We start from the raw sequence: 23843 nt of genomic DNA, 5'->3' as shown, positions 1-23843 counted from the left end.
TCGCTGGATGCACCGGTTACGCGGTGTCGCCGAGGGGGCTCTGATGTGCGTGCTGATTGCCCTGGCGGGTGCGGCCGTCGCCGCACCCGCCCAGATCGCGCCCGGTTCATCGACGCTGTCCGCCCTGCTGGCCAAGGCGGACAGCAATCTCAAGCTTTCCGATCACGACGCCTTTCTGCGCCTGCTGGATCAGCTCGAGCAGGGCAAGGCCGGACTCAATCCCGACGAGCAATGGCGGCTGCGCTACCTGCAAGCCTGGCAGGCCACCTACAGCGGCGACTACGCGAAGGCCAGACAGCTGCTGTCCGAAGTGAGCCAGGGTTCCGGCAACCCCATGCTGCGTTTTCGCGCCTCGGCCACGCTGCTCAATATCCTGGGCGAGGAGCATCGCTACCAGGAAGCGTTCACCCTGCTCAGCCAGATGCTCGACCAGCTTCCGCAGATCAGCGACGACACCATCCGCTACCAGGGACTGGGCGAGATCTCGCAATTGCTGATTGCCGCCGGCCAGTACGAGCTGGCGATCAACTACGCCGACCAGATGCTCGCACGCCTCCCCGCCGGCGAGGACGCATGCAAGGCGACGTACTTCAAGCTGCATGCCGCCTATCACGGCAGTCGGCTGAAGGCGCTGCCCGACGATGCTTCGCTGCAATCGAGCGTTAGCGAATGCGTGAAATCCAGCGAATCGGTGATCTCCAACGCCATGCGTGCGGATATCGCCGGCCTGCTCCTGCGCCAGGGCCGCGCGCAGGAGGCCATCACCCTGCTGCGCGCCCACTACGCCGACGTGCTGCGCGACCAGTACCCGCCGGTGACCGCGCGCGTCGAAGCACTGCTCGCGCAGGCTTATCTGTTGCAGGACGACCTGCTCCAAGCCGGTAAATTCGCCGAGTCGACCATCGAGAGCAACAACAAGAGCTATTCGGCCGAACCGGCCAGCGCGGCATACCGCGTGCTCTATCAGGTCGCCAATCGACGCGGCGAATACCAGGCCGCGCTGGGTTACCACGAAAAATACATGGCCGCCGACAAGGGGTATCTGGACGATCTTTCGGCCGTATCCCTGGCCTACCAGATCGTCAGCCAGCAGGTGCTGGCCAAGAAGCAGCAGCTCGATGCGCTCAACAAACAGAATGTGATCCTCAGGCTGCAACAGGCACTCGACCGCAAGGCGGTAGAGAACGGCCGCCTCTACATCGCGCTGCTGCTCACGGTGCTCGGTTTCATCGCGCTGTGGGTGTATCGGCTCAAGCGTTCGCAGTTGCGCTTCATGTGGCTGTCACGGCTGGACAGCCTCACCGGCATCTGCAACCGCAAGCATTTCCTCGAAGAAGCGGAACTGGCGCTGCGCCAGGCCGAGAAGGCGCGCCAGCCCGCGGCGCTGATCATCATCGACCTGGATCATTTCAAGCAGGTCAACGACACCCACGGCCATGTGGTCGGCGACCAGGTGCTGCAGGAAACGGTGGCCGCCTGCAAACCGCTGCTGGGGCCGCGCGACGTGTTCGGCCGCCTCGGCGGGGAGGAATTCGCCGTGCTGCTGCCCGACTGCACGCCGGAGCAGGCACTGGCGCGCGCCGAGCGGCTGCGCGAAGCGATCGGCGCGATACCGGCGATGGAAGACAGCGAGCTGGCCGTATCGGCCAGCCTCGGCGTGGCGACCACGCTGCGTTTCGGTTACGACGTCGGCGAGCTGCTGGTGCGCGCCGACCACGCGCTGTACCGGGCCAAGAGCGACGGCCGCAACCGCGTGGTGGCCACCTGGCTGGACGAGACACTCGCGCACGGCGCCCTCGGCCCAATGCGGCGCGCCGGCGCAGGTTCCTGAGCCCTTCTCTTTCCCTTTCACCGGATCCCGCACATGTCCTTCGAGCTGAAAGCCATCGGTCGGGTCGAATCACCGCTAACCGACGCGGCCACCGCGCCGCGCCAACCCGACGAAGGCGCGCCCGACGCGTGGCTGATCTTCGAGCCGGACATGCACGAAGCCCTGCAGAACCTGCGCCCCGGCGATGCGGTGGTCGTGCTCACCTGGCTGGACCGCGCCCGCCGCGACGTACTCAGCGTGCATCCGCGCGGCGACACCGCGCGCCCGCGCGAAGGCGTGTTCAGCACGCGCGCACCACATCGCCCCAACCCGATCGGCCTGCATCACACCACGGTGGTGGCGATCGAAGGTACGTGCGTGCGGGTGGCACAACTCGAAGCGCTGGACGGTACGCCGGTGATCGACCTCAAGCCCGCCTTGGAAGCGGATATCGGCAGGCGCTGAGAGGAAGAGAGCATGCGCGAGGCATGGAAAGAAAATGGCGCCCCGGAGGGATTCTCATAATGGACATATGTCTCTGTATTTAAAGAATGAATATCACAAGAGCAATCGAGGATGCCCCCAATAGTGCCCCCAGATCACAAAGACAACCGTGGATGCCATTGGATGCGCACTCCGATGAAGTTGATCAAGAGGATCGGTTTGCTGTGATCAGCAATGGCGGTTGGCACCAACGATCAACGCACGCATCTCGGTCTCCCTCCCCTTTGTCAAAAATCGAGCGAATCGGCCTGGTCGAATTTCCGGCAAGAGGCTGTCTCGCCCTCTGAGCGTGCTCCCGGCACAATGAGCGCGTTCGATCAGGGGAACACGGATGACGGTGCCAACGAAGCGGAAACGGGTATTGGACGCGATCAGGGATCTGGAGCGTCCGTGCTCGATCCAGCAGATACAGGAATGGCTGGAAGACAGATTCCCTGGGGTGCCGACGAGCGACGTCGGCAACTGCCTGTCGGCGCTCACGGTCAACGATCGGAGCCGCCGACACAACGGGGCAGCTGAGGATGTGTTGATCAAGGCGCGGGTGCGAGGTACCTGCGCACTGCGGCGCCCTACCCGCACACGCTGTATGCCTTTGTCCTGGACGGCGTGGTGGTCTATGTCGGCAAGACCACCCGCACCCTTCGGGCTCGCTTGATCAACTACGCGAACGGCCTACACAAGGGGGCGAGTCCGAGGACGGACACGACCAACGTGCGCATCGCCCAGTTGATTGTGGATGCCTTGAACCAGGCGCACGCGGTGGAAATCTACGCACTCCCGGACACCGAGTTGCACCGGATCGGGGACTTCCACCTCAACCTGGCGGCGGGGCTGGAAGACAGCATTATCAATGTCGTCAAGCCCGAGTGGAACGGCGGCAAGCGGGCCAAGGTTGCGCCCGTCACGGGCAATGGGACGCCGCTGCCGCTGCCGTCCACCGATCACGTGGGCATCCTCGCGTTGCCCGCGCGCGAAAGCATCCAGGTGAAGATCGGAGCCACTTACCTGGACCGGGGTTTTTTCAACACCGGCTGCCAAGGCACCCAGGCGTTGGCCGGCGACGGTGAAACGCTGAGCATCTATTGCGGAGATGCCCCGGAACCCATCCTGGGCTATATCAACCGCCGGGCCAACACGAACCGATCACCCCGGATCTTCGGGGGCAAGGCGCTGCGCGACTGGATCCAAGGTAATTTGGAACGCGATGCGCTGATGCAGGTGGACGTGCTGACGCCCACGGCCATCCGGCTGTCCGCGGCCCGGCCCCCTCAACGTCCCTTCCCGCCGTAATGCCCCGGCATGCGGATCCACGGAGCCATCAGGTCCACGCGCTTGGGCGTCTTGCGCTTCTTCACGGTGACCTCGACCGCAGGACCGGGCTTCTTGGCTCGCTTAGGTGCGAGCACGGCCGCGCTTTCTTCAGTCACTTTCGCCAGCATCACTAGGCCGTCCTCGACCGAGACATGGAGCGCGGCATGGGTGCGGAAGTAACCGGTCAAGAATCGTCGCGTGTTGCTGCGGTTGTAGCGGCCAAACAGTTCCGCAATGAACCGCGTGTCACCATGCTTGTCGTGGTGCTCGATCGCGTAGGTCAGGGCTTCCCGAAACAGGGGCGCTTGAACAAGTTTCTGCACGTTGAGGAAGGGACGAATTCGCTCGTCCCCCATCTTCATCACAAGATCGAATGAGTCTTGCATCGGTCGCTCCCTGTCCTTCGGCCTGAATTTTTAGCACGCCTGCGGATGGGTCGCACGTTCCCATCAGCCCTGCCCGGTCTCGTTCCTGGCGCCCGAGCATGTAGCCGTCGAGGAAGACTTAGCTGAGACGCTCCGACTCACGGCTGTCCGCGTGCCAGTGATCCGATCCGGTCGCGCGCCGCCAACCGACGAACGAGAAATCGACGGGCGGTTGGCGCATGCCTTGGGTGCCTCTGCCTGGGCCAAGGCCTTCTTGGCGCGGTGTTCGGCGATCAGGTCCTTCGTGCTGCGAGCTATCAGCTCTCACCGGAGGCAAAGCGCCAAGCAAGCAAAGTAGCTCTCGGTATCAATTGAACCTCAGAGATACGTCCCGCATGTGATCGCAGCCTGCCTGTGGTCCTTTTTTTGCATCCTGTAACTCCACTGAGACAGCTTCCTACGCAGAAAAGAACGGACTACATTTCTGGTTCCACGGGCTCGCTGAGCCCTGTCGTGAGTCAACGTCATGGCACACCGAGCAGCCTCTGACAGGGCTGATCTGGCCACCCCAGTGGCCGAATACGTGCGCATGTCCACCGACCATCAGCGGTACAGTACCGAGAACCAGTCGGACGCCATCCACGCTTATGCGGCTACCCATGGGATGGATGTTGTCCGCACCTTCCGTGACGAGGGCAAGAGCGGTCTCGACATTGGCGGGCGCGAAGCGCTCCAGCAACTTCTCAACCAGATCGAGACGGGGAGTGCTCCTTTTGAGGCGGTACTTGTCTACGACGTCTCCCGCTGGGGTCGTTTCCAAAACAGTGACGAAGCGGCCTTCTACGAGTACCGCTGTACCCGCGTGGGAGTGCGAGTCATCTATGTTGCCGAGCCTTTCGACAATGATGGGAGCCCTCTTGCGACCATCGTCAAGGGCGTCAAACGCTCAATGGCTGCCGAGTACAGCCGCGAACTCTCGAGCAAGGTATTCGCCGGCCAGTGCCGCCTCGCTGGCTTGGGGTTTCACCAGGCAGGGCCCGCTGGCTTTGGTCTGAGACGGTCACTCATCGACAGTCAGCGACGACCGAAGGGAATGCTCGCACGCGGCGAACGCAAGAGCATCCAAACCGATAGGGTCATCCTTGTACCGGGCCCTGAAGATGAGGTTCGGATCGTGCAAGACGTCTACCGCATGTTCATCGAGGACGAGCTGCCGGAAGTGACGATTGCCCAGTACTTGAACGACCGCGGCATCCTCACTGATTTAGGAAGGCCATGGACAAGGGGCACAGTCCATCAGCTCCTGACCAACGAGAAATACGTAGGGAGTAACGTCTACGCTCGTCGTTCAGGAAAGCTCAGGCAGCCGTCGCGGCCTAATCCACCAGAGAAATGGGTGAGGTGCGATGGCGCATTTACTGGCATCGTCTCTCGGGATGTCTTCATAGAGGCCCGGAGACGAATCGCAGCGCGCTCAGAAAAGTTGTCCGACATCCAGATGCTCGATTTGTTGCGGCGATTGCTGAACAAGGTGGGAGATCTCTCGGGTTTCCTTATCGACGAACAGGAAGATCTTCCATCCAGCAGCGCCTACCGAAGCCGTTTCGGTGGACTTATCCGCGCTTATCGCCTGATTGGTTACGACCCCGGCCGGAACTACGACTTTCTCGAACTCAATCGACGACTTCGGGCGTGGCGGCCCGAGGTCGTGGATATGGTCGTCACGGCCCTGCATGTTGGTGGCGGCGTGGTGGACCGTCACCCGGGAACTGATCTTCTCCGCGTGAATGCAGAGTGGACATTATCGGTGGTCCTGGCTCCCTGCTCCGCGAGGCGTGACGGCGGGCTACGCTGGCGTGTCCACTTTGACACCTTGCTTTGCCCCGACTTGACCCTGGCATGCAGGCTTGGCCCTTCCGGTCAGGACATCCAAGACTATTACCTCATCCCCCGGCTTGACCTTGGCATGTGGCCAAGGCACCTGGGATTCGAAAATTCCCCTTTGATCGATAGCTACCGGCAGGACTCCCTTGAGGACCTGGGCCGCCTTGCTGCACGTATCCGCTATCCGGAGGTCGCATGAAAGCAGACACCCGCCACAATCAGAATGTCCAATCGATACCTATCGACCAGATCCAGGTACTCAACCCTCGCATGCGTGACCGAACTCAGCACCGGAACATCATGGAAAGTATCCGGTCCACTGGACTCAGACGCCCCATTACTGTCAGCCGACATATTCGAAAGGACGGGGGTGAACAATACGACCTCGTTTGTGGCCAGGGGCGAATGGAAGCGCTGATTGCCCTCGGGCACACCCACATCCCCGCCGTTATCGTCGAAGCCGATGGAGAAGACTGCCTTGTCATGAGTCTCATTGAGAATATCGCCCGGCGCTCGCCGTCTCCCATCGACATCATGAGGGAAGTGGGCCGGCTGCGTGATCGCGGGCACACGGATACGGAAATTGGCGAACTCATAGGTACGAGTCCGTCCTGGGTAAACATGGTGGGCAGCCTACTGGATAAGGGCGAGGAGAGGCTTCTGGTGGGCGTCCAGACTGGCGTTATTAGCCTTGCCATGGCTGTCGACATCGCTAGGGCCAGTACGCCGGAAATTCAGAACATCTTGAGTGAAGCGTATACGCAAGGTATCCGAGGTAAGCGGATGGGGCGACTTCGTCGCCTACTTGAGGCCCGCGCACATCGATCGCCTCAGATTCGGGGTGGGTACCGTCCGGCAGTTAGAGCTGAAAAGCGAAAAGTATCGACGACCGAGCTTCGAAGACTGCTTGAGAAGGAGGCTGAAAAACAAAGGCTGGTGGCTAAAAAGGCTGAGTATGTGCACGAACATCTGGCCTTCTGTGTAACCGCCATCAAGGAGCTCCTAGCCGTCCCCGAATTTCGCATGCTAATCAAAGCGGAAAAACTAGACACCATGCCCAAGATGCTTGCTGAGCGGATGGGGGTCATGCCATGAATGCGCAGTTAGATACCAAGCCTCCGCTTAAAACAGCCTTTGCTTCTCTGACAATTGAAGTCCCTCTGGAGCGCATACAGCCACTCAAACTCCTTCCCCGATCACTAAAAAATACCTCCAAGTGGCAAGAGATTTTCTCCTCTATTCGGGAAGAAGGATTGGTTGAGCTGCCGGTCATCAGGCACGCCCCGGAGAAGAAGGGCTACTACCATCTCGTGGATGGGCACGTGCGCATCGAGGCTCTTCGGGATCTTGGAAGAACAACCGTCGACTGTCTTCTAACGGAGACGGATGACACCTATACATTCAATACACTGGTCAATCGCATTTCGGCAGTGCAGGACCACAAGATGATTCTTCGGGTGATCGATTCGGGGGTGTCGGTCGAGCGCCTTGCAAAGGCGCTTGCGCGGTCCCCAGATACGATTCGAAGACGCGCACGTCTCCTCGAAGGCATCTGTGATGATGCCGCCGCGTTACTGGCAGACACACACTGCTCAGCGGCGACCATTGCCGTCCTGAAGATGCTCAAACCCGTCCGGCAGATCGAGGCGGTTGAGCTGATGGCGGCGAGCCAGAATTTCAGCATTCCCTTTGCAAAGGCTCTCTTGGCCTCCACATCGGACGAACTCCTTTCGCCTAGAGCCGAGAAGGGGCGCAGGCGAACAGAGACCGCTTCTGCCATGGCAAGGGTGGAGCGAGAGCTGAGCACTCTTCAAATGAAGACAAGCACTGTCTCCGAGACTTATGGCCGGGATGTCGTCGACCTAACGTTACTGCGCGGACATCTGACCCAACTGCTTGGCAGCAATGCTGTTGTCAAATGGCTGGCGCGAAATCGGCCTGAATATCTGCGTGAGTTCCAGAAGATCGCCGAAGTGGAGGATGTGGCGCAAGGTTGATGGGCTGATATGCCCTTCGAGCTGGGTTAGGGATCGGGGCCGCTTCTCTGCATTGGTCAGCGCTGTAGTTTTGACTCCGCCGGTTTAACCAAATTCCTGGATTTCGCTGGGCAAACCCGGCCCCACCATCATTCACATAGAAACGCCAATACATTGATTGTAAGCGTTATTTCCCATGCCGTAGGCCTTCATTACTCACAATCTTACTCACTTATTTAGGATCTACCTGGCTATAACGCCTTGGACTTGACCCTTTTGTCCTTTTCGTTCGCCCACTTTCCAAACTCGAGTTCCTGATCCTTGGAAAGCCCAACCCCGTCGATCAGGCGAACAACGTAGTCGGTTTCCGTCTTGTCGAAGTTCTGTTCGTACACCTGCTTCGCCAACACGACCCTCGACACGTTCGGGTCTTGCTCCAGCCGCTCCACCCACCACTCTGCGACGGCTAGTGTCAACGTCAACCCGTCGCTAACAAACGGGAACGTCAACAGCTCGGGACTGTTCGCCCAATTCTTCAAGTCCCATATCTTCAGCGGCATGGGTCCGCGCTTTCGCCCTTTTGCCCGATCCAATTTCACTGGGATGAGCTTTGCGGCAAAGGCGCCTTTCTTACCTCGGAATACAGCCCCGGCGCATTTAGCTCTAAGCCACTCTAAAACCTCATTCTCGCCGATCAAGTGTTGGTTGTTCAGCGCGTATGCTGCCTGGAACATCCAGTAGATACCTGGCATGCGATTGGCGTGATCGAATGGATAGTCGACCAGCTCATAGTTCTGCCGCATCCCCCCTTTTAGCTCCTCGAAGTCGGTCGAAGTGAGATACAAATCGTCCTCACGAACCTCGACTTGGATAGCGAAATGCTCAGGGGGCGTCGCATTTATCCGAGCTGTCCTCGCCAGAGGTTCCTCTCGGGCCTTCTTGTCGACAATGAGCGCTCGCTCAAACTCAACTCTAGTCAGGGTGGGAACCTCGATCCTCAAAGGCTTCCTATTAGCAAGCCCACCACGCGAGTAGCCCGTGATCTCATAAGGACGGGGAATGGCAAAGCCCCAGCCTGAAAAACTTGAAACATGGCAGGATCGAGAAATGTCGATCTCTGCTAGCGATTCGTCATCGAGAGCCAGAAAAGCGAGCTCCTCGCAAAATCCCTTGAAGGGAAATTTGTCAGCTGGAACATACCCGGCTTTCCAGGCAGGCCCGAGTAGAGAAAATTTATCTATAAGCTGAAAACTGAGCTTTTCGTGGAGCCCGATGGATGCGAGATGATGACGATATACAACCTGACTATCTCTTCTCACTTTGATATAGACGGGAACGCCCTTACGCAAACACAACTTGATGGGGCTCTCGGTTGAAGTCGTTACTTCAGCCCAATCAATCCCTGAAAAAGGCAACATTCGTTCAGACATTTTGCCCCACCCAAACTACGGCTTGCACTCGAACCGCATGTAATCAGTAAGCGTCTTGTTCTCGACGATTTCGTCATGCGGGATCAGCAGATACTTCCACGGCTTACCGCCAAGTGTCAGCGCGTGGTCGGAAGCGTACTTGCACCACCTTGCCGCCGCCCCTGCCTTGGCCTTCACTTCTGCCGTTTGCATGTCGTCTTTCTTCTTGGTTTCTGCCATCAGGATGGCCTTGTCTGTTTCCACGACGAAGTCGGGGATGTACTCCGGTTGCTCGATGCCGAGCTTGTAGTACATCTGAAATTGCCCCTTGGCAGGCTTGAACCACTTGAGCGAATCGCGCTCCAAAATGACGGAGAAACGACGCTCCGAATCCGAATCGAACTTCTGGAATGGATACAGACACTTCTGAAAGCCGCCAAACAAATATTGCTTGATCTTGCTCAACTCAAATTCGGTGTCTTTGTAGTGCCGCGGCGGCTGGCCTGCCGTGGTGGTGTAGTTGCAGGGCTTGAGTTCAGTGAAGCCTCGGCTGACCTGCACTTCGTAGTCAGCCGCCTGCTCCCAGAAGTGGGCCATCATTTGCGCGTGGATCTGCTTCGCAATCAACTGCCGATCCCTGTCCAGAACTTCGATCACTTCGGACTTCGACAGATAGCTTTGCAGATGCGCCACCATCTGGTTTGCCAAGTCGTACAGTAGTTCGGCCTGGGTGAAGTAATCGATGTCATCGAAGTTGATGAGAGCATGGACGATATAGTCCTCGGGCCGTTTTTCCGTCAGACCAGCCTCCACCGAAAGCGTATCCTGCTCGTCGGTATGCAGGTTGTGAATAATGATCTCGCGCTGGCCAGGCTGGAGATTCAGCTGACTGACATCCAACTCGAAAGGGTGGAAGCCAGTAGTTACTTCACCAGTGGGCACCACCGCGATGCGGGGAATATCTATCGTTCCTTCCACCACCACTTTCGAGGTGGCCTCCACAACAGCCGCAATGTCGATGGGCTGGGCGTTCTCGTCAGCGTCGCCCAGCAGGTTCCCCTGCTTTGATTTCAGCCTCTCTACGACCTTTTCGATTAGCTTCTTCTGCACGTCGAGATTGGTCAGCGCACCGCTGTTGGGAACCAGTTGCTTATCGGTTTCCAGTTCCTTGATAGCTTCCAACGTGGCGCGCGCAGCGGCCTTTTCCGCATCGTTATTGAAGACCGGAGCCGATGGGAGGGCTGGCTTTTCCGCACCTCCTGCGGCCTTTGGGGCCGTGGGCACCGCTTGCGGCGAAGTGTTCAGGCCAAGACGATCTTCAACGCCGGATAACACCTGCACACTGGCCTTCTTGTCCTCAATGCTGGGTGCATCGAGAATGAGTTGCTTTAGTTTAATCGGCGAATCGCCTTTGCGAGAGTCATCGATGATTTCCTGAAACCTGTCATGGGCGATGATGTTTAGCCGATCCACTGCTTCCACACCTGTGCGCTTTCCATAAGGCAAGCGCAGACCTCGACCGATGGATTGCTCCACCAACGTGCGGGCATTGGCGGCGCGCAGCGGGACGATGGTGTATAGATTGGTCACGTCCCAACCTTCCTTAAGCATGTTGACGTGGATGACGATCTCGGTCGGCTCGTCCACGTTTTCCACTGCCAGCAGGCGGGTAATCATCTCCTCCTCTTCCGCACCGGAACGGCTGGAATCGACCTGGATGACCTTGCCCTTGTAGCGGCCTTCGTAAAAGTCTTTCGATTCAAGCAGAGAGAGCAACTGAGCCGCATGCGTAATATCCCGTGCGATCACCAGCATGAACGGCTTGACCTGCTTTACGCCGTTCTCGCGGGCATAGGTGAGCAATTCGACCTTAGTGGTTTCGTGCAGGCGTACGCCGTCTTCCAGCTTGGTCTTCTCCAGTGCTTCCGGTGTATGTGCTTTCGGATCGAAGTTACGCTGGGTGACGACCGCCGGCTCCTTGACGAAGCCGTCTTCCATCGCCTGCGCCAAAGGGTAGTCCATCACCACGTTCTTGAACGGCACGGGTCCGCGCGTGGATTCCACAAAGGGGGTGGCAGTCAACTCCAAGCCGAGCAGAGGTTTCAATTCGTTGATGGAGCGCACGCCCGCGCTGGCACGGTAGCGGTGCGATTCGTCCATCAATAGCACCAAGTCCGGCAGGCTCGCCAGATAGTTGAAGTAGCTGTCACCCAGCACTTCACGCATCCGCTTTATGCGCGGCTCCTTGCCACCGCGCACTTCGGAATTGATCTTGGAGATGTTGAAAATGTTGATGCGGACTTCACTGAACAACTCGCCACCGGTCAGGTTCTGCTGCTCGTAATTGTCGCCGGTGATGACGCGTGGGGCATTGATGGCGAACTCACCGATGCCCTTGAACACGTACTTGGGCATGTTTGGGGTGAAGTCGTCGATCAGCTTGTTGTAGATGGTCAGGTTCGGAGCGAGCACGAAGAAGTTATTGATGCCGTGCGCCAGATGCAGATAGGAGACAAAAGCGCCCATCAGACGAGTTTTGCCCACACCGGTAGCTAAGGCGAAGCATAGCGAAGGGAAATCGCGCTCGAACTCCTCCAGAGTAGTGAACTGCGCCTTCAAAGTGGACAGAATGGCGGAAACATCCTGCCCCTGTTTCAGCACTCCCGGTGCTGCATCTAGTGCCTTCTTCAACCTTGCCAGCGATTCGGCCTGCGGCGGGCGAAGCGACAGACGGCCTATGACATGGTGCAATTTTTGCGAACTCATTTCTTCCCCTTGTCCTTCTTTCTTGGCAAAGCTTTTTTGCTTTGCTCAAGCTGCTTGACCGGCCGCACAATGGCGCCCAGGCTCATCACGCGCCTCACTCTCCGTTGCCGAACAGGTCAGGCCCGGTACTGGCCGTGCGCCTTTTGCGCACAGGCGTGACTGCCACCGCTGGAGCCGCATCAGGTTCAGCCAGCGGCAGATTCGCCACGTTTAAGCTGTAATCATCATGGCTCCATTCGCAGCGAGCCAGCACCATCTTCGGAATCTTCTTCAGGGTCAGGTTCGTCCAGCGCTCCGCCGCCTTGTCCACACTGACACCATGGAAGGCGGAGCAGCACACCAACAAGCTTTGTTCGGCGCCGACTTCATCGCTCAAGGCCTGCAACTGGTCAGCCGACAGGTTTTGGGTGGTGACGTAGAGGAAATCCCGCTCACTGGAATGTCCGTGCTGCCACCAGCGGGTTTCAGATGGTGCGTAGTGGAATCCTTCTAGCTTGCACAAGGCCTCGGCCAAATTTGCGGCGTTGTATTCCGGGTTGATGATCGGATTGCCCCAACGGTCGTTGACGATTAGGCTCGACGCGAGCTTGTAGTAGCGGAAACCGCCACCAGCCTGCCAGCCAGTGCTTCCAGTCACGCCTGCCTTGTCCTGGCCATCAATCACCTTCTTCAGACGCGGGATGATGTGCGTGTGGATATGCTCCCCCAGTTCGACCATGATCCAGCGCCTGCCCATCTTGTGCGCAACCGCGCCCGTTGTGCCCGACCCGGCGAAGGAATCAAGCACAAGGTCACCCGCTCTGGTTCCAATATCGAGCACGCGCTTCAACAACCTCTCTGGCTTCGGCGTACTAAAGACATCGACACTGTTAAATGCACGAACTTCAAGTTTGGCTTCATGGTTGTGACCAACTTCCTCACTTGGCCAAAAAGTTGCTGGAGGGCGTGAAGGATTTTCCTCGATATATTGCTTGACATAGATTTCCCATCGACCATCTTTCTGGATGAAATCAAGCTGAGGAAGATTCTCTGGAACATTCTCCTTTTTCCATCGCCAGCGACCCTCTGTTCCATCCGGCTTAATGGGCCAAATATCTGAACCATCAGGCGCACGAATCGCATACCACATAGAAGGACGATCTTGCCTGAGCGATTCAGAACCCTCTTTTCGCAAAGATCGACGTCGATAATATTTTCCTTCCGCTTCATCATAGAAACCAAATTGCGCAGCGTTCTGGTCTTTAGGAAGCTGTCTCGGAGAGAACTGTTCGGTTTTCCTATAAACAAGCACATGGTCATGCGAGACGCTAAATCCTTTCGCATCCATACGCTCGCTGTAAACCTTTTGCCACAAGCAATTTGCAACAAAATTGGCGCGACCGAACACCTCATCACACAGCACTTTTAGGTAGTGCGCCTCATTGTCATCAATCGTGATCCACAACGAACCATCGTCCGCCATCAGCCGCCTGATGACCTCAAGCCGATCACGCATCAACCCAAGCCAGATCGAATGCTCCAACCCGTCGTCGTAATGCGCGAACGCACTACCAGTGTTGTACGGAGGATCAATAAACACGCACTTCACCTTGCCCGAAAACTCCTGCTCCAACGCCTTCAACGCCAGCAGGTTGTCACCGAAGATCAGCCGGTTGTCGAAGATGTCCGCATCCGATAACCGGTGCTTCGCGTGATAGGACAGCAACGCATCCTCCAGCAGGATGCGCGGCTCCAGCTTCGGTCGCTTTTCCTTCCCAATCCAGGTGAGTTCGAGTTTCTGGTTCTTTGACATATTTCTTCCAATTAACCGGTAGCATCCAAGTCTTCAAGGATGCGCTTGTAGCGTTGGCGGAACGCATCGCGACCGCCTTCCATGATATTGCAGATGCGCTCACGCACAGCGCGTTCCTGCAACCCACCCGCATCGTTTTGCTGAATTTGCCCGTTGATGAACACCATCGGCAACACCAGCTCCGCATCGCCATTGACCACGATGTTCGGATTGTGGGTAACGACGATGATCTGGCGACGCGACTTGTTGTTGCGAACCTGATCGACCACCAGTTCGGAAACCAACGCATTGTCCAGATCGTCTTCTGGCTGGTCCAACAATAGGGGCTCATCGCCATGAGAAAGCAGGAAAGAAAGAATGGAAGAGGTCTTCTGACCTGCGGAAGCGCGTTCCAATGACTGAAAGTTGTCGTTCCGGTTGCGCCTGAACTCGACTTTCACAAAGTCATTCGGGAACCATTCGAGTAACGCATCATCATCGTCATCATTCAATCTGCCGATAGCAGCTACAAGCCTTCCATGCAGACTGTGACCAAGAATTTCTTTCCTACGATCCAGAATTCCAGCCTTCAGGCTGGTGACGCGCTTGTGTGTTGGATCTAGCAGTCCATCGGCAACCAACTTTCCAAGCAGCCCAGCTTTTTGCCCCGTCTCGTCATCAGCCGAAAGAATATCTTCGACAAAGGTTCCATCCTGCAATCGCAGGATGGAACGGAACTCGTCATTGGACTGCTCCACGTCCGCTTGTTCGTCAATCGTAATTTTCAGATTCGGATTGGACACCAACACGTCGTTGACAAACTTCCGGCGAAGCCGTGTCAACCTCCGTCGATGCAACTTCAATTTTGCGTAAGCCTTAAGAAGGTTCTTCTGTAGCTTTGCGAGTTGTGTCTCTTGAGTGGCAATCTGAGCTAGAGCGATCTCCAACTCTTGCTTGCGCCTCAAGGCTGCCTCGGCCTCCTGTGCCGTGCCTACACCTTGATCCCGCAACTTCGCGACTTCATCTCGGTAAGTCGAGATTGCCTTGTCGGTTTCCTGCAAGTAATCCACAACAGGCTGACTCTGCTGGAACCCATCAACCCGTTGCTGCATTTCAGCGATTACCTGACGCACAGCCTGATACTTGGTATCCAGATCGCTCGTTACCGCAACAGATTCCTGCTGGACACCGGAGGGGTCGGGCGATCGCAACGCAATGTCTCCCAGCCGAATCTTCCCGTATGGACTCTGCTGCTCTAGCACGGCATCCAAGTCTTGAATAGGTTTTGATAGCGCCTCAAGAAATTCTTGAACAGCCTTCTGCGCCTGCTGATTCTCCCGGTACACCATGACTTGCTGAGCGACGCTGGACTGCTGATAAGCTAGTGTTTTGCGCGAAACCTCACGAAGCTCGGTTTCCAGCGCCGCCTTCTTTTCGACGGACTGCAGCAAAACACGCTCTCTGCCTCGCAAATCTCGCAGGGAACGGCACAGTTCTTCGTTCCTCTCCTTCCAGATTTGGAACCCAACTTCTGGAGCGCGGTCTATGTAATTAAGCAGGGCACTAGGGCGCTCCGCCAGTTCAAAAATCTGCTTCTGACTGAACACCTTGACCGGGAAGAGCTTTGCCGCCTGCTCAATATTCAAACCTGTGTCTTCCCAAACACCCGCCTCCAGCCGCCGTACCTCGAACCCAGTCGGCCGCCATGTGAACGAATACGTTTCGTTGGTGTTCGCTGACGGATCGTATTTTTCGACGGTAGCAACAAGCACAGTTGCCTGCCGAACCATGCCCGAATTGCCCCTTGCACCGCCTGGGGTGCGGAAGCGATCGAATGCACGGACAACATCGCTCTCCTGTGCAGTGCCAAGCTCTCGAATATCCGCCTCGCGTGCTGCCGCCAGCCGGAGGGCCTCCAGTAGTGTTGACTTGCCACTACCACGCCCACCAATGATGGCGTTGAACCAAGGGCTGAATGCAATATCTAGCGACTGACGGCGCAGGTGAAGCTGCTCCAAGTGCAATGAAGTAATGCGATGCCGGGGAGCAGCGGGCTTGTCGTTCGCACGCAGCAACGAGCTCGTCGGGTCCAGTAACGCCAGCTTCAATCCTTCGATGCTTGGCTGTGCCATTTTCAGCCATACGCGACGGGTACCTGCCTTGCCCGTCCGGTGTGCATCGGAGCCATCAACGATGGCTCGACCTTTCAGCTTGTCTACAAAATGCAGGATCGCCGGCGCGTTCTCCGCATGGACTTCCAAGGCATCCGCCTTTTCAAGCAGTTGCTCTATCGAGCGGGCAGCACGTGTAGGAGTGAATTGCCCTGCAGCGTCTACAGTGCCATGAAAGATGCCATTGATTTCCTCCGCATGGGCGAATACGACCGCACCGCCTGTTTGGTGAATATGGTCGCAAATGGCTGATGCTCCCTCTTGGCACAGGCCGTGAGCATTGTTTGCATCGTTGTTGTATCGAGCCAATGCCAGAAGCCCGTGAATCTTGGCGGCACCTTCTTCAGGTCCATACACTGCCAAGATGTGGATTCCTTCCGATGAAGTCAGCTCTGCCCCGGGAAAAAGATGAAGCTCGCGAAAGTCAGCATGCCGAGGCTTCTCACTTGCCATTGAAGCAAGCTCTTCCTTCAGAGAATCAATCCAGGCTCCTGAATTGTGGTCAGTAATAGCCACGCAATCAGAACCTGATCGCATGTAAGCCAATAACCAGTCCCGCGCGGTCAAATTTGCGCGCTCACCTGCGTCGTAGTCACTCGACGCTGGCGTGTGATTGTGGAAATCGAACAACCACCAGTTCGAGCCCGGATACTTCATCAATCGTTCCCCCATACAAGAGCTAAATCCGTCAAATCAGCTCCCACTCGCATGTGAACAAAGATCGTTCATCGACCTGCTGCTGAAGCTGCTCTTCCAGTTCACCAATCAACTTATTGCGCTGTTCTTCCACTTCATCCTGGCGGGCGAACAAATCACGCCGCAATTTGCCGCGCCTGGCTTCCAGTTCACGCTGCCTCTTCTGCCACGACAGCTTTTCTTCAAGTGTCGGAGCAATCGCTGCCGTGTTACGGGCCTCTTTGATCTCACGGTCGATTTCCTTGATCTCCTGCTCAAGGCCAAGCTTCAGATCATCCGCCCAGGCATCTAGCTTCTGCACTTCCTGCTCGAAGTAACCGATGTTGCGCTGATTGATCTGGCGAAGCAGTTCGGTCTTGCGGTTTTCCGTATCGCCAATCAATGTGTTGTCAGTGGTGAAAGATCCACCCGACGTCTGCGTCGCGGGCAAGCGAAGCAGCTTCTCCGGATCGTCTTCGACCATTGCCTGACCTTCGGCTGTACTGGCGGCTACCAGCACATGCTGCTCGATGTTGCCCAGCGCCCGAACCTCGATCAGCTTCACTGTGAGCCAACCTGCCTTGCCACGGTATGGCTCCAGTGTGCTGACCTTCTGGCCGTGGGCTTCGTAATCGAAGACCAGCTTCGCGCCTTCTAAAGTGCGCCCCTTGGCACGCTCCAACAGCCACACCGCCAGCGGGTGACCTATGCGGTACAGATGTGCCTCGCCGGTGCGACGTGGCAGCTCGTAGCGTCCTGGACTCACACTCGCAGGCGTGATGCCGTTAGGAGCTCGATGCAACGTAAAACCCTCCTCGTCGAAGCTAGCAAGTTCGCCCAGCTCGGTGCGAGTCAAGTCCATTAACATCCGCTCGTAGCGACTGCGAGCGTTCTTACTTTCATCAGCACTGGTGCGGAGCTTTTCCTGTACTTGCTCGTCAAAGTTTTCCAGCAGTACCTGGCGCGTCCTGACCATCGCCTCGTTGATTTCTCCGGACAATTCAAGTTGGAGTTGCTCGAAACTGGCCCTGATCTCTACTGACTCGCGGCAGTTCTGATAGATGTCAGCAATGCGCCGCTCGAAATCCACCCCGGATCCGATGGCTCCAAGCACTTCGTCGCTTGCACCGAACACGCCATCGAAGAGCCGGAATTTCTGCTCGAGTAGTTCGTACACACGGCGATCGGCTTCATTGCTGCGATCGACAAAGTTCACCACTACTACGTCGTGTTTCTGGCCATAGCGATGGCAGCGGCCAATGCGCTGTTCGATGCGTTGCGGATTCCACGGCAAGTCGTAGTTAATGACCAATGAGCAGAACTGAAGGTTGATGCCTTCCGCACCGGCCTCCGTGGCGATCATCACTGTGCCGCGTTCTTTGAAGTGCTCGACCAGCGCAGCACGAGTATCTGCCGTCCTGGAGCCGGTGATGCGATCCGTACCCTCGTGCCGTTTTAGCCAGTCCTTATAGATGGCCTGCGCTGTCTTGTCGCTGTTCGTGCCGTTGAACAACACGATGCCTTCACCGTAGGGCGTGCTGGACAATAGGTGCAGTAGGTATTCCTGCGTTCGCTTGGATTCAGTGAAGATGATTGCCTTCTTGGCGGCGCCCAGCCGCTCCAGTTCGGCAAAGGCTTTGTCCAAAGCCGTCAGCAGTGCCTTTCCTTTGGCGTTGTCGTGGATGTTTGTCGCCAGTGTCTTGAACCGGTGTAGCTCCTCGATTTCGGACGAAAGTGCTTCGCGCTCCTCCCGAGAGAGCGTCGCTGGCTCCACCAAGTCATGCGCGGCATCACCCTCGCCCTCTTCATCGGCGAGTTCATCGAGCCCTTCGTAGTCATCGTCCAGCTCTTCGGTCAGGTCGCTAACAGGAACTCGATCCAGCACACCTTGTAGGCGCTTGCCCATCGTTTCCAAAGCACCGGCAATTGCATGCGTGCTGGACGCCAACAACTTCCATAACACCAGCGAAATCAGTTGGCGCTGACCTTCCGGTAACGCCCACAGATTCGGACGGCGCAGGTACTCGGCCACCAGCCGCGACAGCTCCTGCTCCTCTCTGGACGGCGTGAACTCCTGGACGATGGCCTTGCGCGCCGTATAGGACACATAGGGCTGTACCTGCCTGCGCAGAGTTCGCTTGCAAACGGGAGCCAACCGCTCGCGCAGTTGACCAAAGGCCTGCTCGCGGCTTTGAGCGGTGAACTGTGCGCGGAAACTGTCCAGATCGCCAAACACCCGGTCGTCGATGATGCTGACCAGCCCGTAGAGCTCCAACAGTGAGTTCTGTAACGGAGTAGCCGTCAGAAGTACCTTGGAATGCACATGTGCCATCGCATCTTTGAGCACCCGGGCGATGACATTGTTGGTCTTATAGACATTGCGCAGGCGATGCGCTTCATCGAGCACCACCAGATCCCACGCAATCGCCTGGATATCTGCCGCCTTCGCCTTGGCGAACTGGTAGGAGCAGATGATCGGTCCCGTAGCCCCTTGGAACGGATTCGACTGCCCCTGCTTCCGAAGGGCGTTGTAGTTCTTCGTCTCCAAGATCAGGCCTTGCAGGCCGAATTTGTCTTGCAATTCTTGATGCCACTGCTTTCGCAGATTGGCAGGAACTATTATGAGAAGCCTGCGGCGGCGCTCGGCCCATCGCTGGCTGATGACCAGGCCTGCTTCGATGGTTTTGCCCAGGCCCACTTCGTCGGCAAGGATTACGCCGCGCGACAGCGGGTTTCGGCAGGCGAAGAGAGCTGCATCAACCTGGTGCGGGTTGAGATCTACTTGCGAGTCGACGAGGGTGGAAGCGAGTGATTCCACGGTGTCGCCCGCAGCACGGCGAGTCAGCAGCCAAGCGACGTACTGGCTTTGATGTTGGGTCAACAATGGCTTGGGCATCAGGGCTGCGTGGACCGAGTCGTTAAGGTTCCTGAAGGGATTCTAGGAGTAGGGAACGAAATTTCCCATGCTGCCCGGCCACCGAAGGATTGGCGCCTCTCTCAAGCCTTGGGGCAATATCCGAAGTCCCAAATTTCCTTCTTTAAATTCAGGCGCCTGCGTCTCATCCACCGACAGGCAAATAGCCAGGGCAGCCCCTGGCTATTTCCTCTGGATCGCATCCAGGCCAGAGCCACCTGCCTTACGCGGCGGCGACAAACGGTGGTTTCATCCCGTTATTGCCTGCCCGCTCGTTCCTCTGCGGCTCAAAGCCCCGCGGGTACTTGCTTCGCTCCCCACCCAGCAAGCGCCGCACCATGTTCATGCCGTCGCCATTCTTGCGAGGAGCTCCCCGGTTGCCGTCGCCCCTAATTTTCCAGCTACGCCAGAAGTTCTTGACCTTAGAGCCATCCACTTTCAGTTCCGAATCCTGCTTGCTCATGTACCACAGGGCAATGCGGATACCGAGCACTTTCTCCACGTTGCTAACATGTACCAGACCAAGACCGTTGTAGCGGTAGCGGTCCTTCTTGGCATAGCAGTTGAAGTAGCTTCCTTTGTCCTCTCCTACGCGCTTGATCCAAGCCTTCCCCATGCGCTGAGTCAGGTGATAAGCACCGCGATGCAAGTGCCCATCAAGGAGCACCATCAGGTGGTAGTGCATACCACGACTGATGCCGTTCTCCCGCTTGATGATGAAGCCAAGGTAGCCGGGCACAATGCGCCCTGATCGAAGCGCGCGCAGGTAATTGGTCAAGGCCTCATTTGCTGCAATGCCGTATCCCCATCCCTTGGCATCCGGTCGAAAGTACAGATCGATGCGCAGCACCAGCAAGCGCGAGTGTCGTTCGAACAAATCGGTGATGTAGTCGCAAGCACTTCGGAAGTTATCTCTCTCCTTGTGCTCATGGTCGTTCAGATCGTTCTGGAAGGCCTGAGACCGGCATTCGCGGCGGACGAAGTCCACATAGTGCCGCAGACCCTCTACGGCTTCCGTATCCGGCCCGTCCTGTGCCAAGGGCTTCCCATCCCACCACACGCAAATCGGCTGCCACCAACGGGTGACTGCCTCCAGCATCACCGAAATGACTGGATGAAACTGGTGGTGAACATACACCTGCTGCCAATTGCGACGCTCATCTTCTCTGGCCGCAAAATACTTGCAGACATTCAGAACCATCTTTCCCAAGTTCGTCAGCTTGAATCCAGGGCGCTTCGCCCACCGAACAAAAATTTCCTCAACTGGGGGCTCGCCGCTCGCCATGAGAGCGACGTACAGGCGACGTAACTGCGGCATGTAGCTCAACAGAAGCTGGTCATCGGTGTTGTAGCCGAACTTCTGACCATCAGGCGTTTGAATGCACAGCAGCTTCTCTGCAAACAACTCGTGAGTCGACTCACGATGAATGATGTCCGTTATGGTTTGGCCTACGTAACTAGTGTCTTCCTCATCAGTGCTCTCAGAAATGCCAGGAAGTGTTTGGTCATGCATAAGACTGCCTTAGTACTGGATGATCTCCACTGTCATGAATTGACATTAGATAAATAACCGGAATTCGGCATGCGTCACTTGCCGGAATAACCTCCCTCTCGATGCTCAAAAGTCCCAGCGAAACCCGAATATCGACGTGTTGGGTGCCTTGTCGGGATAGCCCTCCGTTTCGTAGCCTTCAGGCAGCGATTTCCCGTTCCGCCACCCACTGGAAGATTTCGTCGGAACGCCAGCCGACGGCGCGCGTTCCCAGCTTGCGCTGCCTGGGGAACTTGCCCTGCTTCATGAGCAGATAGATCGTCGAACGCGCGAAGCCCGTAATTTCTTCGACCTGGCGCCGACGCAGGATGGTGATCGTTGATTGGGCGCCCATCGCACCCCTCCGAGTTGCGCCACAACTCCGTGGCGGTGCGCACTCTGCCAGCCCCAAATGGGTGGCTGCATTCTTTCCTGGGAAAGTTCCCAACTTTCCGATTTCATCGCCAGGGGAGAAAGGACGTCCAATACATCAACCCTCGAGGCCAGTGAAATGTCTCCCGCCAGTTTCACGGTTCGAATAGCTTCCACCCTGCGACCAAGAACACCTCTACGGGGTAACTCGACACAGTCCAGTAACGTCCATGCGGCTCGAGGCTTCTGCGTTGGTAAGGACGGTGACTGGCACTTACGCATGTGGATAGTTCGAACTTTCCCGGGATAGTTGGCGAAGTGGCATTTCCTATCGATATAAATCAGCTCCCACAGAACCGAGAGCTTTTATGCCACCGAACGACATCTACAACGCTGACGTGCTGGCTGCACTGGTAAAGGGCCTGGACAATCTCGGGCCCGAGAGCACGGCCCTCCTGTCTGCCGCAAAACCGGCTATTCGTAACGCTATCGAGCGCGGCATTACCAGCGCAGCTATCCGACGGGAGATCAATCGCGCCACGGGCATCAAATTGTCTCCGGAGCAGTTTCGTCGCCTTCTGGATGGCTCAGACGACGAGGACACTGAAGGTGTGCCGCAAGGCGTGTTCGCGCAGGCATTCGCTGGGCACCCCAAGAAACAGGCCTCGAGCGGCTCAGCTCCACCCGATAGCCCTCATCCGGCCAACGAGACCGTCCACCGATAGGGTTCACATGTATTTCCGTCCATATATGAACTGCCCGATCGAGGCTCTTCCCCAACTCCTCTACAACGCAGCCTACGAAGTCCGCACCTTTGAGAATGATGTTCCGGCCGAGATCCTGCTGACAGATGTCATTGCTGCCTGCGTGATCCCAGTGCAACGCAGCCACGATGTACGGGGCCTTGATGCTCGCACCATGCCGACGACGGTTAACACCATCGGGCTCGCGCCAAGCGGAATTGGGAAGGGCTCGTCATTCTCCCTCTTCCTCCAAGCCGTCAACACCTATACCAACCAAGTCCAACTTCGAGCTATAAACGCCCGGAATGAGCAAGCACAGGGAGCGACAAAGGAGAAGGTCCAGGAACCCGACGGAATGATTCTTCAAGAGGTCAGCTATCGCGGCTTGATGGAATATCTCCATGGGACAAACCGCAACACCGCCATCCAGCACGAAGACGGTTGTAGCTTTTTGCAGAGCGACCTTATCCGGAAGTACGTCGACAAGCTGACACAGCTCTGGAGCGGCGACCCACCGCTTAAGCATAAGGTTCATCGAGCAGACCTTTTTGCTATTGGTAGTCGATGTTCCATTGCCTTCCGGATCCAACCGAAGCTGTTTTATCCTTTTCTCAAGAAGACGGGCAATGCCAGCTTCCACCAAGGTTTCTGGCCCCGTGCGATTGCTGCCTGTTACGATCCCGAGCGATTTCAGACGCCGGTGACCCTCATGTCCGTGCCCAGGTCTGGTGGGGGGCTGACTGAATTTGGGGTTCGACTGAAAGAGCTGCTGGTGGCGGCGGACAAGCGCCAGGCGACAGGTGCAGTCGACAGGGATGTTGTGGCGCTCGACGCGCAGGCTTCGGCATTCATGCATGAACTTAAGTTCCGCTTGAAGCAATGGCGCCATGCCGAGGCTGGCGATATCGGCGAAGCGGTGGCGCGTGCATGGGAGAATACGCTCCGCTTGGCAGCTGTCTTCCAGGTCGTCTGCCGTGGCGAAGGTGAGATCAGCTTGGAGATGGTCGAACGCGCCTGGATCATCGTCGAATGGTCACTCTCACAGCACCAGCAGATTTTTGTCGAAGCCATCACACCGCAGCCGAAACTCGACAAGCATAGGCTCATGGGACCGCCAAAGATTCCGCATCACCAGCGGAGGCTGGAAGAAGACATGCAGTTCGTGCTTAATGCCATTGACGTTCATGCGCGCTACAACCGGAACGGAGAGGCACTTTTGTCGGAGATCATGCTTCTCTCAGGATTTCACGACGCTCGCTTCATGAAGACTATCAGGTGGCTGATCACCGGCAGTTATGTGGAGATTAGGGGTACCGGCGACAGCGCGACTATCCGCCAGGCACGCCCTCATTCCGTGTGTGCGCTTCAGGGACCTCCCCCTTTCTTCCCAAGCATTTAGTCGCGGCATCAAAGAAAGAAAGCTGAGCCCCTGTGGGACGGAGGAGCCGTGGCTCCTCCGTCCCACAGGGTTCGAAGATTTAGAAAGACGACCGATGCCCCTGACCTACGACGGGATCTGCGCATGACACACTAGCGGCCCGTTCCATCGGCCGCTAGCTTTGGCTGGGGTCGATGTTCTTTTCCATCCTCGATCGGCTCAGGAGCTTCGCCACGCCGTAAAGTGCCAACCCATAGACCACA

General features: G+C 57.1%; 16 protein-coding genes. 8 read left to right on the top strand and 8 right to left on the bottom strand.

Annotated elements, in window-relative coordinates; genetic code table 11:
* Positions 1–43: 43 nt before the first annotated feature.
* The 3 genes from ACNR9O_RS22080 (at position 44) to ACNR9O_RS22070 (ending at position 3604) form a co-directional block, all read left to right on the top strand.
* Positions 44–1831: a GGDEF domain-containing protein gene (locus ACNR9O_RS22080; RefSeq protein WP_473684695.1), complete on the top strand. Its 1788-nt coding sequence runs from the start codon at positions 44–46 to the stop codon at positions 1829–1831.
* 33 nt (positions 1832–1864) lie between these two features.
* Complete coding sequence (gene tsaA, locus ACNR9O_RS22075; RefSeq protein WP_473684697.1) at positions 1865–2275, top strand: tRNA (N6-threonylcarbamoyladenosine(37)-N6)-methyltransferase TrmO; 411 nt, start codon at positions 1865–1867, stop codon at positions 2273–2275.
* A gap of 750 nt (positions 2276–3025) precedes the next feature.
* Positions 3026–3604 (top strand): GIY-YIG nuclease family protein, encoded by a 579-nt coding sequence (locus tag ACNR9O_RS22070; RefSeq protein ID WP_473684699.1) that lies wholly within the window; start codon positions 3026–3028, stop codon positions 3602–3604.
* Here ACNR9O_RS22070 and ACNR9O_RS22065 read toward each other — a convergent pair.
* Positions 3583–4011, bottom strand: coding sequence for a hypothetical protein (locus ACNR9O_RS22065; protein WP_473684701.1), 429 nt, complete (start codon positions 4009–4011; stop codon positions 3583–3585). The two genes, ACNR9O_RS22070 and ACNR9O_RS22065, sit on opposite strands and share 22 nt — an antisense overlap.
* A 505-nt stretch (positions 4012–4516) precedes the next feature.
* Between ACNR9O_RS22065 and ACNR9O_RS22060 the strand changes: the two genes are divergently transcribed.
* Genes ACNR9O_RS22060 through ACNR9O_RS22050 form a run of 3 tightly spaced genes read left to right on the top strand, consistent with a single transcriptional unit; the run spans position 4517 to position 7871 of the window.
* Positions 4517–6073, top strand: coding sequence for a recombinase family protein (locus tag ACNR9O_RS22060; RefSeq protein WP_473684703.1), 1557 nt, complete (start codon positions 4517–4519; stop codon positions 6071–6073).
* The gene (locus tag ACNR9O_RS22055; protein WP_473684705.1) at positions 6070–6969 is read left to right on the top strand and encodes a plasmid partitioning protein RepB C-terminal domain-containing protein; all 900 of its coding nucleotides are present in this window, start codon (positions 6070–6072) and stop codon (positions 6967–6969) included. Before ACNR9O_RS22060 ends, ACNR9O_RS22055 begins: the two co-directional genes overlap by 4 nt.
* Entirely contained in the window at positions 6966–7871 is a 906-nt protein-coding gene (locus ACNR9O_RS22050) for a plasmid partitioning protein RepB C-terminal domain-containing protein (protein ID WP_473684707.1), read from the top strand. Before ACNR9O_RS22055 ends, ACNR9O_RS22050 begins: the two co-directional genes overlap by 4 nt.
* A gap of 230 nt (positions 7872–8101) precedes the next feature.
* On the opposite strand, the gene ACNR9O_RS22045 is transcribed toward ACNR9O_RS22050, so the two are convergent.
* The 7 genes from ACNR9O_RS22045 to ACNR9O_RS22015 all read right to left on the bottom strand — a co-directional run bounded on the left by ACNR9O_RS22045 (position 8102) and on the right by ACNR9O_RS22015 (position 21442).
* Positions 8102–9280 (bottom strand): hypothetical protein, encoded by a 1179-nt coding sequence (locus ACNR9O_RS22045; RefSeq protein WP_473684709.1) that lies wholly within the window; start codon positions 9278–9280, stop codon positions 8102–8104.
* Between the two features lie 15 nt (positions 9281–9295).
* Positions 9296–12025, bottom strand: a complete 2730-nt coding sequence (locus tag ACNR9O_RS22040; RefSeq protein ID WP_473684711.1) for a DEAD/DEAH box helicase — start codon at positions 12023–12025, stop codon at positions 9296–9298.
* Positions 12026–12119: 94 nt separating this feature from the next.
* Positions 12120–13817: a site-specific DNA-methyltransferase gene (locus tag ACNR9O_RS22035; RefSeq protein WP_473684713.1), complete on the bottom strand. Its 1698-nt coding sequence runs from the start codon at positions 13815–13817 to the stop codon at positions 12120–12122.
* A gap of 11 nt (positions 13818–13828) precedes the next feature.
* Entirely contained in the window at positions 13829–16624 is a 2796-nt protein-coding gene (locus ACNR9O_RS22030; RefSeq protein WP_473684715.1) for a TrlF family AAA-like ATPase, read from the bottom strand.
* 31 nt (positions 16625–16655) lie between these two features.
* Positions 16656–19538: an SNF2-related protein gene (locus tag ACNR9O_RS22025; RefSeq protein ID WP_473684717.1), complete on the bottom strand. Its 2883-nt coding sequence runs from the start codon at positions 19536–19538 to the stop codon at positions 16656–16658.
* A gap of 241 nt (positions 19539–19779) precedes the next feature.
* Complete coding sequence (locus ACNR9O_RS22020; RefSeq protein WP_473684719.1) at positions 19780–21069, bottom strand: YagK/YfjJ domain-containing protein; 1290 nt, start codon at positions 21067–21069, stop codon at positions 19780–19782.
* Between the two features lie 178 nt (positions 21070–21247).
* Positions 21248–21442 (bottom strand): helix-turn-helix transcriptional regulator, encoded by a 195-nt coding sequence (locus ACNR9O_RS22015; protein WP_473684721.1) that lies wholly within the window; start codon positions 21440–21442, stop codon positions 21248–21250.
* 385 nt (positions 21443–21827) lie between these two features.
* Here ACNR9O_RS22015 and ACNR9O_RS22010 point away from each other — a divergent pair, with 385 nt between their 5' ends.
* Together ACNR9O_RS22010 and ACNR9O_RS22005 are read left to right on the top strand one after the other, a co-directional pair.
* Positions 21828–22184 carry a hypothetical protein gene (locus ACNR9O_RS22010; RefSeq protein WP_473684723.1) on the top strand — a complete coding sequence of 119 codons (357 nt, stop codon included), beginning with the start codon at positions 21828–21830 and terminating at the stop codon, positions 22182–22184.
* 7 nt (positions 22185–22191) lie between these two features.
* A complete protein-coding gene (locus ACNR9O_RS22005; RefSeq protein ID WP_473684725.1) occupies positions 22192–23601 on the top strand; it encodes a DUF3987 domain-containing protein in 1410 nt (469 codons plus the stop codon).
* Positions 23602–23843: the final 242 nt, after the last annotated feature.

The organism is Dyella sp. CR10, from assembly GCF_055814425.1.
The sequence above is the reverse complement of the archived record's forward strand: the minus strand, read 5'-3'. Positions and strand labels throughout refer to the sequence as shown.